The organism is Spongiimicrobium salis (genome assembly GCF_043678055.1).
GTDB classification, from domain to species: domain Bacteria; phylum Bacteroidota; class Bacteroidia; order Flavobacteriales; family Flavobacteriaceae; genus Spongiimicrobium; species Spongiimicrobium salis.
In genome coordinates, this window is record NZ_JBHEQA010000001.1 from 2,028,842 (window position 1) to 2,043,634 (window position 14,793).

Genomic DNA, 14,793 nt, shown 5'->3' on the forward strand with positions numbered 1-14,793 from the left:
ATAATCAAATTATTTCTATCTTAACACTGTAAACCTAAAAACCGAAAATGTATGGAAGCATGGTTCACCGCTTTGACTTTGTTTGAAAAGATTTATTGGACTACAGCGATATTAGCCACTTTTGTAATGCTGATATTTATTCTACTCATGTTCATTGGAGGAGATGCCGATGGAATCGATGGGGATGTAGATGCCGAAATCGATGGGGATACTGGTGTGGATTTTCAATTTCTCTCTTTTAAGAACTTATCCGGTTTTTTTGCCATCTTTGGCTGGGCTGGAATTGCCAGTATGGACGCCGGATTGGGAAAAGGAATTACCATTTTAATATCGGTCATTTGTGGCTTGCTCATGATGTTGGCCATGGCCTCCCTATTTTACTATCTAGGAAAACTGCAAAGCAGTGGAACCCTCAATTTAAAAAATGCCCTTAATCTTATAGGAGAAGTGTATTTGACCATAGGGGCCGATCGCGGCAGCATGGGAAAAGTGAGTATTACAGTACAAGGGACCTTACGGGAACTCGATGCCTTGACCGATGAAGATACTGATCTTGTCTTAGGAAATGTTGTTCGCGTAAAGGAAGTGACCGATAACGGAATATTAATTGTTGAACTCTTAAATAAATAACCAACTATGTTAGCATTACCATTACAATTTGGAGAATCGGGATCCGCTACCTTGATTGCCATCGGGGTAGCAATCTTGTTTCTCTTTATCATTATTATTTCATTCATACGTCGTTATAAACGATGTCCATCCGATCGTATTCTTGTGGTGTACGGAAAAGTAGGATCCGGAAATTCCGCAAAATGTATCCACGGTGGAGCAGCCTTCATTTGGCCTGTGATCCAAGACTATGAGTTTTTGGATCTAACACCTATTTCTATTGAAGTAGATTTAACAAATGCTTTGAGTAGACAGAATATAAGGGTAAACGTACCCTCTAGGTTTACCATTGGTATTTCTACCGAACCCGGAGTAATGCAAAATGCTGCAGAACGTCTGTTGGGATTAGGAATGCAAGAAGTACAGGATTTGGCAAAAGAAATCATCTTTGGTCAGTTACGTCTGGTGGTAGCTTCCATGGATATTGAAGAGATCAACTCCGACCGGGATAAGTTCCTATCCAATATTTCCCAAAGTGTAGAATCGGAATTGAAGAAAGTAGGACTTAAATTGATCAATGTAAATATCACGGATATTGTAGACGAGTCTGGATATATTGAGGCCCTAGGAAAAGAAGCGGCCGCACATGCGATCAATGCTGCTCGTAAATCCGTAGCAGAAAAAAATAGAGATGGTTCCATTGGGGAAGCCAATGCAGTACAAGATCAACGAACTCAGGTTGCTGCGGCCAATGCCCAGGCCGTAGAAGGGGAAAATATTGCAAAAATCAATGTGGCGAATTCCGATTCTTTGCGAAGACAGCGAGAGGCGGAAGCTGAGCGTACCGCGATTGCCGCAGAAAAAGTACAATCGGCAAAGGCTTTGGAAGAATCCTATGCGGCTGAAAAAGATGCAGAAATTGCCAGGGCAGAACGGGAGCGAAGTTCGCAGATGGCCGATGTTATTGTACCTGCTGAAATTGACAAACGAAAAGCAGAGATCGATGCAGAAGCTGAAGCGGAACGTATCCGTAGAAAAGCAAAAGGGGAAGCAGACGCTATTTTGTTCAAAGCACAGGCAGAGGCCCAAGGATTGTTCGAAGTATTGACCAAACAGGCCCAAGGTTTGGATGAAATTGTGAAAGCAGCCGGTGATAACCCTAAGGATGCGGTATTATTATTAGTAGCGGACAAACTTCCGGAATTGGTCAAAACTCAGGCTGAGGCCATCAAGAATATTAAAATTGATAAAGTTACGGTCTGGGATAGTGGGAACGGAAAAGACGGTAAAAATTCTACTTCCAACTTTATTTCTGGAATGTACAAATCCGTACCTCCTTTACAGGAAATGTTCAATATGGCGGGAATGCAATTGCCTGAATACCTCAAAGGAAAAGGAGTGGACGAAGAGACGACGATCACATCTGATGCAGAGGCGGATACTTCGGATAAAGAAACGGAAGAATAGTTTTCAATCAAGCCAAACCGAGGAAAAGGCCTGTCACATAATCTTGTCGATAGGTCTTTTTTAGGTTTTGATTTTTACGTTTTCTAATTATTAAAGGCTATTTTTGATGAAAATTTCAGAAGTAGCAATAACAGATTACATATGACTACAGTTAGGCACGATTGGACTAAGGAAGAAATCATGGAAATTTACAATACCCCACTTATGGAGTTATTGTATAACGCGGCAACTATTCATAGGGAACATCATGACCCTAATACCGTTCAGGTATCTACCTTATTATCCATAAAAACAGGAGGATGTCCGGAAGATTGCGGGTATTGCCCTCAGGCTGCCCGTTACCATACCGATATCGAAGGCAATGATTTAATGACGGTTTCCCATGTCAAAGCACAGGCATTACGTGCCAAGGCCTCCGGGAGTTCAAGAGTATGTATGGGAGCGGCATGGCGAAATGTCAAGGACGGACCTGAGTTTGAACAAGTGCTGGAAATGGTGCGTACCATTAATAAATTGGATATGGAAGTCTGCTGTACCTTGGGAATGTTGACCGAAAATCAGGCGAAGCGTTTAGCAGAAGCTGGATTGTATGCGTATAATCATAATCTAGATACTTCTGAAGATTATTATAAGGATGTGATATCTACCCGTGCTTTTGAAGATCGTTTGGATACCATAGAAAACGTAAGGAAAAGTAATGTAACGGTCTGTAGTGGAGGAATTATAGGAATGGGAGAACAATTGGAAGACAGAGCGGGAATGCTTGTGGCCCTATCTTCTTTGAGCCCACAGCCGGAGTCCACACCCATCAATGCATTGGTTCCTGTAGAAGGGACGCCCATGGAAGAAATGGAACCTGTTTCCATATGGGATATGATCCGTATGGTTGCAACCACTAGAATTGTACTGCCCGAGACCCAAGTGCGACTTTCAGCAGGACGTACTCAAATGAGTAGGGAAGGTCAGGCGATGTGCTTTTTTGCAGGGGCAAATTCCATTTTTGCAGGCGATAAATTGCTGACAACACCCAACCCTGATGTCAATGAGGATATGGAAATGTTTAAATTACTGGGCTTAAATCCGCAAAAGCCTTTTACGAAGATTTCACAGCCAAAAACAGTGGAAGCTGCTGATTCCCAATATGAAGCTTTAGGGGAAAAACCAAAGTGGACGAGACCAAATCATACCATTGAACGCAATGAAAAAGCAAAGTTGGCCCAAAAACGATAGGAGAATAAGAAAATTTTAAGATTTTATTTGCCGTATTTTTTTAAATTTGATGGTTAACATCAACACGACTATCATTGAATTTAAAGGATATTCCAAGGGTAAAGACAATTACCAAAGAAGCTTTTATCGCCAATTACTTTAAGCCTCAGAAACCTGTTGTTATAGAACAGTTTGTTAAAGATTGGCCCGCCTATACCAAGTGGAACCTAGAATATATGAGGGAAATTGCCGGAGATATTACGGTACCCCTTTATGATGACCGACCTGTAGATCATGAAGACGGTTTCAATGAGCCTCATGCCAAAATGAAAATGACGGATTATATTGATCTCTTGAAAAGAGAGCCTACCAAATATCGCATTTTCCTTTGGAATATTTTAAAAGAAGTGCCGCGCTTACAGGAAGATTTTAGCTATCCGGACTTTGGATTGCGCTTGATGAAAGGATTGCCCATGTTATTTTTTGGAGGAATGGATTCCCATACCTTTATGCATTACGATATTGATTTGGCCAATATCTTCCATTTTCATTTTGAAGGAAAAAAAGAGTGTATTCTATTCTCGCAATCGCAGAACAAATTTTTGTACAAAGTTCCCCATGCCTTAATCACCCACGAAAGCATTGATTTCTCCAATCCGGATTATGAGCAATGGCCGGCCCTTAAAAATGTCACTGGGTATAAAACGCATTTGGAACATGGGGAAATCCTGTATATGCCCGAAGGATACTGGCACCATATGAAATATATTACGCCTGGGTTTTCCATGAGCCTTCGTGCCATTCCCAGAAACCCTAAAAATTTGGGCAAAGCCCTATATAATGTATTTATTATGCGGTATTATGACAATTTGATGCGCCGTGTAAAAGGACAAAAATGGATTGATTGGAAGAATGAACAGGCTATTTTAAGAACGCATAGGGCTTTGGAGGTGTAACCATTGTTTTTTTGAGAGACCTTAAAAAATACGATACCCCAGAATTAAGGAGAAGTTGGTATAGGTTGAGGATATTGTTGCAAAATTTGTAAGCAGTTGTCTGCTGGCAGTATAATTAACTTCAATACTATAGCTATCTTTAAAAGTATACCCCAATCCTAAGTTAAAGGCACTTTGGGTCTCAATTTCAAAGGCGTTGACTCTATTTTCAAAATCAATTCTGGAATTTATGGGAGCGTCAATAATAATCCCGGCATTAAAAAATAGTTTGGAACTATCTGTTAAAAAGCTATAATGTCTAATCCCTAGGGTAGTTTCAATGGATTTGTAGTCAAAATCAACTTCTTGCGACGGCATAAGATTCGTGCCATCAGTGGTATAGGATTGAAACAAGGGTTGCACAAAAAAGGACCATTTGTTTTTGTTGAACGGGAAAATAAACTCAACTTCTACTCCTATCCTAGGGGATGCCTCGTTGGGGAAATCCAAGCCAAAATCCTGAGAACTGCTCCCATTGAATGTAATGTCGGCTTGACTAAAACCTACGCCCCCTTTAATGGCGAACTTTATAGATTCTCTTGTATTTTTCTTCTTTAATGCAGTGTATTCAATGCCATTGCATAGATGGTATTTACCAAACAAAGAAATCAACTCCTTTTTTTTAAATTTAAGTCGACTAAGATCTTTCGAAGTAATATCCTGGCATTTTAATGCATCCCATAACTGTTTTTTATAGGTAGTGTTTTCTGCTATGCTATAGGTTGAAAGGAGATATTTCTTGAAGATTAATGTTGTAATAGGTTCATTATCTACACGAAATAAATAATTGATGATTCTAGACTTATTATATTCATAAAGCCTTGCCTTTCCATCTACCAGTACTTTTAGAAAACAATTTTTTTCTTCAAACAATGGCTCTTTCGTTTTGCTTAGCTCTTTTGTGGCACGTGGAGATACTTCTATTTTTACTTTGGCCCTTACGTATTTGTGAGGTGTGTTAAGAATGGCAAATTCGGTAATATTCTGCAATGATCCTTTTTGAATTGGATTATCACTGGTCAATCGATATTCAAATTCGGATGGATTTTGTCGCCAATCCACATTTTTAATCCAACAATCCGTCCGTTTACCCGCATTGTCAATAATATACCCTTTTTCGAAGGAAACCTGTGCATGTGCATTGATACAAAATAACAAGAAAAAAAATAGGAAATTGTTGGTGTTCATGATTTGGTTATTGGTGTGATTATTTTCTATTTGTCGAAAATAATAAAAATATACAAATTGTAGTGTATCGCGGGTAGTTATTTTGAAATAATTTTCGAATATGAAAACTATACCTCTAATGATTGTATTTTTTCATAAACATATTGGCTTTCCCAACCTCGGTATAACAGGTAGTTCAATAATTTCCTTTTCTTTTTTTGAAGATCGGTGTCTGTAAGACTGGCCCATTTTTTTTCGACAAGCGTGTCCAACGTCTCATGGTATTGTTCTGGATCTATTTCGGACAAGGCCGCTTTAATATTGTATCGGGAAATATTGCGTTGTTTTAACTCATTTACGATTCGATTTCTTCCCCATTTTTTAATGTTGAATTTCCCTCGGGCATAACTACGGGCAAAACGTTCCTCATTCAAATAATTATCTTGTATAAGTGCTGATACGATATTATCAATGGCTTCAGGAATCATATGCATTTCCTTTAGCTTGGTAGTAACATCTCTATGACAGCGCTCCTGGTAGGCACAATAACGTTCCAATTTTTTTTGAGCTTCAGTCAGGGTGTAGGTTTTTCGTTGCAATGGAAGGGGAACAATTAAAATTAAAACCTTTTTAATACAGCAATAATGATTGCCACAAGAATTCCTAGAATGACCATTAAAATTAGAAAAACAGGAATGAAGAGGATCAGTATCCCTACAAACTTTAACAATTTTATTACGGACTGTTTTACGGAAAATTGATACAATCTTCCATAGGCATAGGTGTAATAAAAAATAAGCAATAGGATGGTGATATAATAAAAATAGGGAGCTGTAAAAAGGCTGATCACAAAGAAAATGGAAGTTGCTAGAAAACTCAGGCCAAGGATATAGCAATTAATCACAAAATGTTCTCCATAGCTATGGGATTTTCTATATACAAGAGAACTCATAAAAGCATATAATGGCATCAAAAGTATGACAAACACATTAAAATATTTTAAATATAGTAAGGCGTATTGCTGGGATGTTGCTTCTGCATCGGCTCGCATTTGATCGGTATCTACGGCATCTCCAAACTTTTCTTTCATAAAATTGATCATGAATTCATTCGTTTGCGAACTGGATTCCGTTGTAATTGCAATGAATTGTTCCGAAAAAATGTTGAAAATAAATAAAGCGATAGTTACCCCAATTCCCAAAAAACTAAAAGGAGTCATATATTTTTTTCGGGCTCCCCCTAGATATTCCCTGAAAAGTTGCCCTGGTTGAAGAATCAACGCTTTAATGGTCTTAAAGTATTTATTATCCCATCCAATAGCATTTAAAAGATCGGCAATCAAGTTTTTTACAGTAATGCGATCCTTGATTATTTTGGCACCACAAGAAGCACAAAAATTATTTTCAGCAGATAGGGCCGCTGTACAATTTTTACAAGTCATTTTATAGTTGGTTAGGAAGTGCTTTGTAGGGCACATCGATTGCCAAGATAGCAATTTTTATTTTTTAAGATAATAGCCAATAGATTTTAACCTTGGACATCGTTGCCTTTAGGGCTCCAGAATATTTTAGGAAGGCGTAAAAAAAACATACTAATGGCGATCTCCTTTAAATGCTACGTTCAAAATAAAGGTAGTAATACACGGCAGCACCAAAATTAGTCGCATCGGTAGAAGATAATTGCCAACCATCTTTAGCATATTCATCTAAAATAGCTTGAATTTTCTTTGTGGAATCTTTTAAAATATGTTTGGAATCCAAGGATAACTTGCTATACAGAATAAACGACTCTACTTTGTATTCTTTCATATCGGGGATTAAGTTTTTTGTCAAAGTACAAAAACCAGAGTTAATTGTAAAAAAAAAGCGACACTAGTAATACTAGTATCGCCTTTAAATGTTTTAATATATGGTTTTTCCGTCGTTGTTTTTAAAACGGTATTCAAGATACGTATACGCATCTCTTGGTTGTATTTTAATCCATCTTTTATGGTCCAAAAACCATTTGAAACGCATGGACATCAACCCTTTTGTTAAGTAAGCTGCTATGAATGGATGAATGTTCAATGTAATGCCATTGCCCGCTGCAGGGCCTTTCAATAATTTTTCTAAATCGGCATTGATTTTATCGATTAAAACAATGGGAGCTTCTACTTCTTGGCCTTGGCCATTGGGATTTTCCTCACTTGTTTTTATATTCATCTCAGGTCTTACTCGTTGTCTTGTAATTTGTATAAGCCCAAATTTGCTAGGGGGTAATATTTTATGCTTGGCCCTATCATCCTTCATTTCATCTCTAAGATGATCAAAAAGCTTTCTTCGATGATCGGCTCTGGACATGTCAATAAAATCCACAACAATGATGCCTCCCATATCACGCAGTCTAAGTTGACGTGCTATTTCTGAAGCGGCCAATAAATTAACCTCCAATGCAGTGTCTTCTTGATTTTTGGCTTTATTGGAACGATTGCCACTATTCACATCAATAACGTGTAGGGCTTCGGTATGTTCTATTATGAGATAAGCTCCCTTACTCATGGAAGCAGTTCTGCCAAAAGAAGTTTTTATTTGTCGTTCTATTCCGAATTTTTCAAAAATCGGTACAGAAGAGTTATACAATTTTACAATAGATTCTTTCTGTGGTGCAATTTCCTGTACATAGTCTTTAATTTGACCGTAGAGCATTTTATCATCTACTTGGATTGCAGTAAAGGAATCGTTAAAAATATCCCTTAAGATAGATGAAGCCCTGTTCAACTCGACCAATACTTTGGACGGATGGGGTGCTTTATACAGTTTTTTGCACATGGTGGACCATTTGTCCAGCAAGTTTTCTAAATCTTTGTCTAGTTCTGCAACTTTTTTGCCTTCTGCCACAGTCCTTATGATGACACCAAACCCTTTTGGTTTGATACTTCGTACGAGTCTTTTTAAGCGATCTTTTTCCTCCTTGCTCTCTATTTTCTGGGAAACAGAAACGCGATCGGAAAAAGGAACCATAACCAAATAACGCCCAGCTAATGATAATTCTGAACTTATACGGGGTCCTTTTGTGGAAATAGGCTCTTTGACAATTTGTACTAATAAGGATTGATTGGCTTTAATGACGTCTGTGATGACCCCATTTTTGTCAATGTCTTTTTCAAATGGAAAGTCTTTTAAGGTGTAATCTTTTAAACGACCTGTACTGACTTTTTTGATGAATTTAAGCATAGAGGAGAGCTGTGGTCCCAAATCATGGTAATGTAAAAAGGCATCTTTTTCATAGCCCACGTTTACAAAAGCAGCATTTAAACCAGTAACGGGTTTTCTCACTTTGGCAATCATAATATCGCCAACAGCAAAATCGTTACTGTCCTCGTCTTTATGCAATTCAGTTAGTTTTCCATCTTTAAGTAAGGCAAAATCTACGGCATCGGAACTAGATCGTATGATCAATTCTCTATTCACCTGGAATGTATTTGTACTTACCCCTGCCACGATTATAGTATCGCGAGGGGATAAATTGATTAAACAATGATTGAAACAGATAGATACATCTGCCGAAATTCTTTTTTCAGAATTCCTATGTCAAAGAACGTGTAAAAGGAAAAAGTAGCTGCTAGAACTACTTTTTCTTGTGTCGGTTAGCTCTCCTACGTTTCTTACGTTTGTGGGTAGCTACCTTATGTCTTTTTCTTTTTTTACCACTCGGCATAAAATTCTACTTTTTGGATTAATATTTTATTTAACGTGTACGTTGCTTTTTACTCCTTCTACAAAAACCTTGGCTGGTTTAAATGCAGGAATGTTGTGCGCCGGAATTTTTATGGTAGTATTTTTTGAAATGTTTCTACCTGTTTTTTCGGCTCTAGTTTTTATGATAAAACTTCCAAACCCTCTTAAATATACGTTGTCTCCACTCTCCAAGGAAGACTTTACTTCTTCCATAAAAGATTCAACAGTTGCTTGAACGTCTCCTTTTTCAATTCCCAGTTTTTCTGAGATTTTCGTAACAATATCCGCTTTAGTCATTTTATTTTTATAATTTTCTTAGTGTAATTTTTTTGGGTTGCAAATATATAAATTAAATTCAATCTTTTATCCTAAAGAACTAATTTTAAGTCTTTAAACCATTACTTTTGGACTTTAGTATTTTTATTGATGTCCTTTTCTGAAAAAATTCTCCTTTGGTACGCCGAAAATAAGAGGTCACTTCCTTGGCGAAATAGTACCGAACCATACAAAATATGGTTGTCTGAAATCATGTTGCAACAAACACGTGTTGCACAGGGAACACCCTATTATTTGAAGTTTCTGGAACATTTTCCCACGGTGCACGATTTGGCAGAGGCCCCGGAAGAAAAGGTGCTGAAGTTATGGCAGGGACTTGGATACTACTCCAGGGCCAGAAACCTTCATGCCACGGCAAAGCTGATTTCTGAAGAATACGGGGGAAATTTTCCCAATTCGTATAAAGGACTTTTAAAATTAAAAGGAGTGGGAGATTATACGGCCAGCGCCATTGCCTCTATCTGTTTCAATGCCCCCGAACCTGTGGTGGACGGAAATGTATATCGTGTACTGGCACGATACTTTGGAATAGACACTCCTATCAATAGCACGGAAGGCATTCGTTATTTTAAAAACTTGGCAAGAGAAGTAATGGATACCTCCAATGTTAGGGATTACAATCAGGGTATCATGGAATTTGGCGCTATTCAATGCGCCCCTAAAAAACCGTATTGCCTACACTGTCCACTCAATGAAAGCTGTGTGTCCCTACAACAGAATACGGTGACAACATTGCCTGTAAAAATAAAAAAGAATAAGGTCAAGGAACGTTACTTTAATTATATCATGGCAATAGATCCCCAAGGAAGAACACTACTTCAGCAACGATTGGGAAAAGGAATTTGGCAAAACTTATTTGAATTTCCCCTTTGGGAATCTACTACGGAAATTGAGTTGTCAGAGCTAAAGGATAAACTTTTTGAAGTAGTGCCCATTAGCAAGGTAATACGGTCTTATGAGTTCAATGCCGGCAAAAAGATTGTACACAAACTGTCTCATCAACATTTGCATACGAAGTTTTGGATCGTGGAAACCGACGAGCAATTAAAAAATGGAATTGCTATAGAAAATCTGGAAGATTATGCTGTCCCCGTTTTGATTGCTGATTTTATAAATGCATTTAAAAATTCGTATTTTTGATATATGAAGCAGAAAATGCTTTCAAATTAGAAGGCTTTATCCGTATCTTATGTTATTGATGGAGTGTCATAAAAAAGAAGAAAGAATATGAGTGGTACATTAAACAAAGTGATGTTGATCGGGCATCTGGGAGATGAAGTAAAGACGCATTATTTTGAAGGAGGGAATTGTATTGCGCGTTTTCCCTTGGCTACCAATGAGACGTATACCAATAGACAAACCGGAGAGAAGGTCACTAATACAGATTGGCATAATATCGTAGTACGCAATAAAGCAGCGGAGATATGTGAAAAATACCTGAGCAAAGGCGATAAGATTTATGTGGAAGGAAGATTGAAAAATAGACAATGGCAGGGCGAAGATGGGGTTACACGATATACTACAGAGGTGCACGTGCAGGAATTTACTTTTCTCTCCACGAAAAAAGAGAGTATTTCCAATGCGCAATCCAATGCAGGAGGAACTTCGCCGCAACATCTTTCAACAAGTGCAGGGCATACCTCCAAAGAAACAAGCTCCGCAAACGAACCTGAACAAGATGATGATTTACCATTCTAAGAGAATTAAAATTAAACCGTAACTATTGGACCCTGACCCCCTGAGTTTTATATTGGATGTTGCCTTTTTTGATAGTGCAGTCGCATTAGAACTTATTGTGCTTATTCTATTATTGCTATGCTCTGCGCTAATATCTGGGGCCGAAGTTGCCTTTTTTGGTCTATCTCCTACAGATATGAATCAAATAGAAGAGGAAAAAACACCAACCGGGAAGACAGTACTAAAACTTTTGGAACGGCCTAAAAAGCTGTTGGCTACCATATTAATTGCCAATAATACCATTAATATTGGAGTGGTACTCTTATTCAGTGCTATTGGCGATGTTCTGTTTGCCAATATGGAGTATACATTATTTGATTTTATTTCGGTGAAATTTCTATTGGAAGTTGTATTGGCTACTTTTTTGATATTGATGTTTGGAGAAATTTTACCTAAGATATATGCGAATCGAAATAGGATTAGTTTTTCGCATTTTATGGCCTACCCTTTGCATGTATTGGATATTATTTTTACGCCCTTGAGTATGCCCATGCGCACTGGGACATTGTTTTTACACGATAAACTGGGGAAACAGAAATCCAATCTGAGTGTGGACCATCTTTCCCAAGCTTTGGAACTGGCTAGTGAAGGAGATACGACAAAAGAAGAACAGAAGATTTTGGAAGGGATTGTTTCCTTCGGGAATACAGATACCAAACAGGTGATGCGGCCAAGAATAGATATTTTTGCCTTGAATGCCGAAATGAAGTTTTCTGAAGTACTGGAAGAAATAAAAAAGCAGGGGTATTCCCGTGTTCCGGTCTTTGAAGAGAATATGGATAATGTCCTTGGAGTGCTGTACGTAAAGGATATACTGCCCTATTTAGATCGGAAGAGCTTTAATTGGGCTTCTTTGATCAGAGAACCTTACTTTGTGCCCGAGAATAAAAAATTGGACAATTTGCTGTCTGAATTTCAGGAAAAAAAGAATCACTTAGCGGTGGTGGTCGATGAATATGGAGGTACTTCCGGAATTGTGACCTTGGAAGATATTATTGAGGAGATCGTAGGTGATATTAGCGATGAATTTGATGATGAAGATCTGGTGTATTCCAAATTGGACGATCACAATTACGTCTTTGAGGGAAAAACCACCTTGAAAGACTTTTATAGAGTAGTGTATATCCAGGATGAAGAAGATTTTGAAGATCAAAAAGGAGAATCTGAGACCATAGCGGGATTTGTGTTGGAGATTGCAGGAAACTTCCCGAAAAGAGGCGAAAAAGTAGTGTTCAAAAACTATCAATTTGTGGTAGAGAGTTTGGATAAAAAGAGATTGAAACAAATTAAAATTACCCTCCCAAATGAAGAATAGACTTTTTTGTGGGTTATTAACGGTAGCCCTGTTGGCTATGAGCTGTGGTGAAACTGTCCTTCCCAAACCGGAGGCCATGTTGCGGTTAGAATATCCGGAAGCTATCACAAAAACCTTAGCAACCCAATGTGACTATACATTTGCGTACAATGAAATTGCATGGGCCGATAAAAATGAGGATTGTGCCCTGACTTTAGAGTATCCCTCAATGAATGCTACGATATTCATTACCTATAAAGCTGTTGAAGATAATCTTGGCGCTTTAGTGTTGGATGCCGAAAAACTATCTTCGGAACATATGAAAAAAGCTGATGGGTTTTTTGAGCAGCCTTTTGTCAATGCGGATAATAAGGTGTACGGAATGTTCTATGAGGTTAAAGGGAATACGGCTTCACAGGCTCAATTTTATGTAACGGACAGCATCAATCACTTTCTAACGGGGTCTCTTTATTTTAAAGCGAGACCCAATTATGATTCTATTTTACCAGCGGCAATATATCTGCAAAAAGATATACGTACCATTATGGAAAGTTTGCGTTGGAAATAAAAAGGAGGGATTGTTTTATTTATCCTAATTTTCTTTTAGTAAAGCTTCCGCATTTTTAATACTACTATTAATGTGCTCGCGAAGGGCTTTGACTTTTTCTTCCTCATCGTTGAGCCATTGTTGTTTTTGATCCGTCAAGGCTTTGCCTTTCATGATTTCACTACTGTCAAATCGTTCCCCGAAGCCACTCATCCAATCCATCATTTCCGTATGGGCAGCTTCTAAATCCTGTTGGGCTGCAGTGTATTTCAAGCCTAGGGCCGTAGTGTCTGCTTTACGTTGCATCTTCTTGGCCAAATTGCCCAATATTCCCATTTTTGGCATTACTTCGTCATGGATATCCATAACTTGTTGCATTTGAGTACGCTCAACGGGAGCTTCTTTCTTTTCTTTGCAGGAAAATATAAAAAGGGCTAATAAACAGACAATAGTTAAAGTGCTTTTTTTCATGGGTAAACTTTTGATAAAGGTAAAAGATTCCTTCCAAATAGTAATTTTTTAAGTTCAATTTGGAAGGAAATCGTAGTTAGATTTTAAAAGGAGTATTGGGCTCCAATAGTGAAATTTTCTTTGTTTTTTAATTGTATGCCGTTTAGGTCCTGATAAATAGGATATCCAAATTCAAAACCAAAACGAAGGTTCTTCAGTGCTCCATTGGGCAGATAGGTGTTAAATCCGATTCCGGAATTAATATAGGTGCCTCCAGAATTAGCAGTATCTGCTGTGATGACCATGGTTGGGATTAAATTGGGATCTATTCCCTGGATTCCCTCAACAATCAATCCTTCCACTCGTGCAGAGAAGCTTAGCCAGGAAAGTGCTTTTATGCCAAGCCAGTTATTCCAGCTATAACGATTGCCATAGCGGAAATCCCGCTCGTTTTCCCCAAATCTAAAAGTACTTTGTAGTTGAGACCCCCAGGAAAGAAGGTTGTTTTGTCCTAAATACGTAATTCCCAAAATAGGGTCTAAAGTACCACTTCCTATTTGCATAGGGTAAGGCAGCACTGTTGCGTTTGGTGCAGACGCGGGAGTAACATCGCCCTCCGTAACACTACCAGTGGGTATGGAAATACCTATCTGACCATGTAGGGTCTGCCTGTTTTTATTGAAAAATTGATAAAGGGCACCTATCTTAATATCGCCAAAGCCAGAAGCTTCGGTCCTGAAGGTACCGCCCATACGGGTAACATGATCCATCTTTTTGGAAATATAGTTGAACATTGCGGTTAGCGTAATGTTGTCGCTAATGGCATACATGGTCCCTACCATATGCATGTCCATAGGCATTTGGGTAGGTGTAACCCTATAATTGGCCAAGGCATCGGCAAAAGAAGCATCATCACTGCCCTGTTTTAGGTCTTCCATATTCATGTGCATATAGCGGTAACTGAACATCCATTCTCCTTTTTTATGGATATGATCGGCCATAACGGATATGGGAGCATGCCCATCGGGTCTTCCCGCAGACCATTTTTGATCGGTACTGTCCGTATCTTGGGCACTTAGTATCAATGTTGTCATGAAAAGACAAACGGTATATATAATTTTCATTATTTGTATTGTTTTGTTTATTTCTGGGTATAATTTTTCTAAGAATTTTAGCATACCCAGTGTATTGGGCAATCCTAATGAAGACCCAAGAATGCCAAAATCCTTGTAAATACGGCATAGGTTCCTATAGCGGAGGAAAAAC

The 14,793-nt window shown here is 38.3% G+C and carries 16 protein-coding genes; 8 read left to right on the forward strand and 8 right to left on the reverse strand.

Features of this window, described 5'->3' with window-relative positions; all coding sequences use genetic code 11:
• The first annotated feature begins 51 nt into the window (after window positions 1-51).
• From ACEXOE_RS08870 to ACEXOE_RS08885, 4 genes are all read left to right on the forward strand, one after another.
• Window positions 52-630 (forward strand): hypothetical protein, encoded by a 579-nt coding sequence (locus tag ACEXOE_RS08870; RefSeq protein ID WP_394748388.1) that lies wholly within the window; start codon window positions 52-54, stop codon window positions 628-630.
• Between the two features lie 6 nt (window positions 631-636).
• Window positions 637-2,076, forward strand: a complete 1,440-nt coding sequence (locus ACEXOE_RS08875) for a flotillin family protein (protein WP_394748389.1) — start codon at window positions 637-639, stop codon at window positions 2,074-2,076.
• A gap of 141 nt (window positions 2,077-2,217) precedes the next feature.
• Window positions 2,218-3,306 (forward strand): biotin synthase BioB, encoded by a 1,089-nt coding sequence (bioB, locus tag ACEXOE_RS08880; protein WP_394748390.1) that lies wholly within the window; start codon window positions 2,218-2,220, stop codon window positions 3,304-3,306.
• A 74-nt stretch (window positions 3,307-3,380) separates the two neighbouring features.
• The gene (locus ACEXOE_RS08885; protein ID WP_394748391.1) at window positions 3,381-4,241 is read left to right on the forward strand and encodes a cupin-like domain-containing protein; all 861 of its coding nucleotides are present in this window, start codon (window positions 3,381-3,383) and stop codon (window positions 4,239-4,241) included.
• A gap of 21 nt (window positions 4,242-4,262) precedes the next feature.
• Here ACEXOE_RS08885 and ACEXOE_RS08890 read toward each other — a convergent pair whose 3' ends face one another.
• The 6 genes from ACEXOE_RS08890 to ACEXOE_RS08915 form a co-directional block, all read right to left on the reverse strand.
• The gene (locus tag ACEXOE_RS08890; RefSeq protein WP_394748392.1) at window positions 4,263-5,468 is read right to left on the reverse strand and encodes a hypothetical protein; all 1,206 of its coding nucleotides are present in this window, start codon (window positions 5,466-5,468) and stop codon (window positions 4,263-4,265) included.
• A 107-nt stretch (window positions 5,469-5,575) separates the two neighbouring features.
• Window positions 5,576-6,046, reverse strand: coding sequence for a regulatory protein RecX (locus ACEXOE_RS08895; protein WP_394748393.1), 471 nt, complete (start codon window positions 6,044-6,046; stop codon window positions 5,576-5,578).
• 20 nt (window positions 6,047-6,066) lie between these two features.
• Window positions 6,067-6,888: a DUF3667 domain-containing protein gene (locus ACEXOE_RS08900; protein WP_394748394.1), complete on the reverse strand. Its 822-nt coding sequence runs from the start codon at window positions 6,886-6,888 to the stop codon at window positions 6,067-6,069.
• Window positions 6,889-7,054: 166 nt separating this feature from the next.
• Entirely contained in the window at window positions 7,055-7,255 is a 201-nt protein-coding gene (locus tag ACEXOE_RS08905; protein ID WP_394748395.1) for a DUF4177 domain-containing protein, read from the reverse strand.
• A gap of 93 nt (window positions 7,256-7,348) precedes the next feature.
• Window positions 7,349-8,896 carry an Rne/Rng family ribonuclease gene (locus ACEXOE_RS08910; protein ID WP_394748396.1) on the reverse strand — a complete coding sequence of 516 codons (1,548 nt, stop codon included), beginning with the start codon at window positions 8,894-8,896 and terminating at the stop codon, window positions 7,349-7,351.
• 273 nt (window positions 8,897-9,169) lie between these two features.
• Window positions 9,170-9,460 (reverse strand): HU family DNA-binding protein, encoded by a 291-nt coding sequence (locus ACEXOE_RS08915; protein ID WP_394748397.1) that lies wholly within the window; start codon window positions 9,458-9,460, stop codon window positions 9,170-9,172.
• Between the two features lie 129 nt (window positions 9,461-9,589).
• On the opposite strand from ACEXOE_RS08915, the gene mutY reads away from it, so the two are divergent.
• From mutY to gldD, 4 genes are all read left to right on the forward strand, one after another.
• Window positions 9,590-10,639 carry an A/G-specific adenine glycosylase gene (gene mutY, locus ACEXOE_RS08920; protein WP_394748398.1) on the forward strand — a complete coding sequence of 350 codons (1,050 nt, stop codon included), beginning with the start codon at window positions 9,590-9,592 and terminating at the stop codon, window positions 10,637-10,639.
• 87 nt (window positions 10,640-10,726) lie between these two features.
• Window positions 10,727-11,197, forward strand: a complete 471-nt coding sequence (locus ACEXOE_RS08925; protein WP_394748399.1) for a single-stranded DNA-binding protein — start codon at window positions 10,727-10,729, stop codon at window positions 11,195-11,197.
• A gap of 25 nt (window positions 11,198-11,222) precedes the next feature.
• Entirely contained in the window at window positions 11,223-12,551 is a 1,329-nt protein-coding gene (locus ACEXOE_RS08930) for a gliding motility-associated protein GldE (protein WP_394748400.1), read from the forward strand.
• On the forward strand, window positions 12,541-13,098 hold the full coding sequence (gene gldD, locus ACEXOE_RS08935) for a gliding motility lipoprotein GldD (protein ID WP_394748401.1): 558 nt from the start codon (window positions 12,541-12,543) through the stop codon (window positions 13,096-13,098). The genes ACEXOE_RS08930 and gldD overlap by 11 nt, the downstream gene beginning before the upstream one ends.
• Before the next feature lie 24 nt (window positions 13,099-13,122).
• Here the strand turns inward: gldD and ACEXOE_RS08940 are convergent, their stop codons facing one another.
• On the reverse strand, window positions 13,123-13,548 hold the full coding sequence (locus ACEXOE_RS08940; protein ID WP_394748402.1) for a hypothetical protein: 426 nt from the start codon (window positions 13,546-13,548) through the stop codon (window positions 13,123-13,125).
• An 83-nt stretch (window positions 13,549-13,631) separates the two neighbouring features.
• Window positions 13,632-14,651: a transporter family protein gene (locus tag ACEXOE_RS08945; protein WP_394748403.1), complete on the reverse strand. Its 1,020-nt coding sequence runs from the start codon at window positions 14,649-14,651 to the stop codon at window positions 13,632-13,634.
• Window positions 14,652-14,793: the final 142 nt, after the last annotated feature.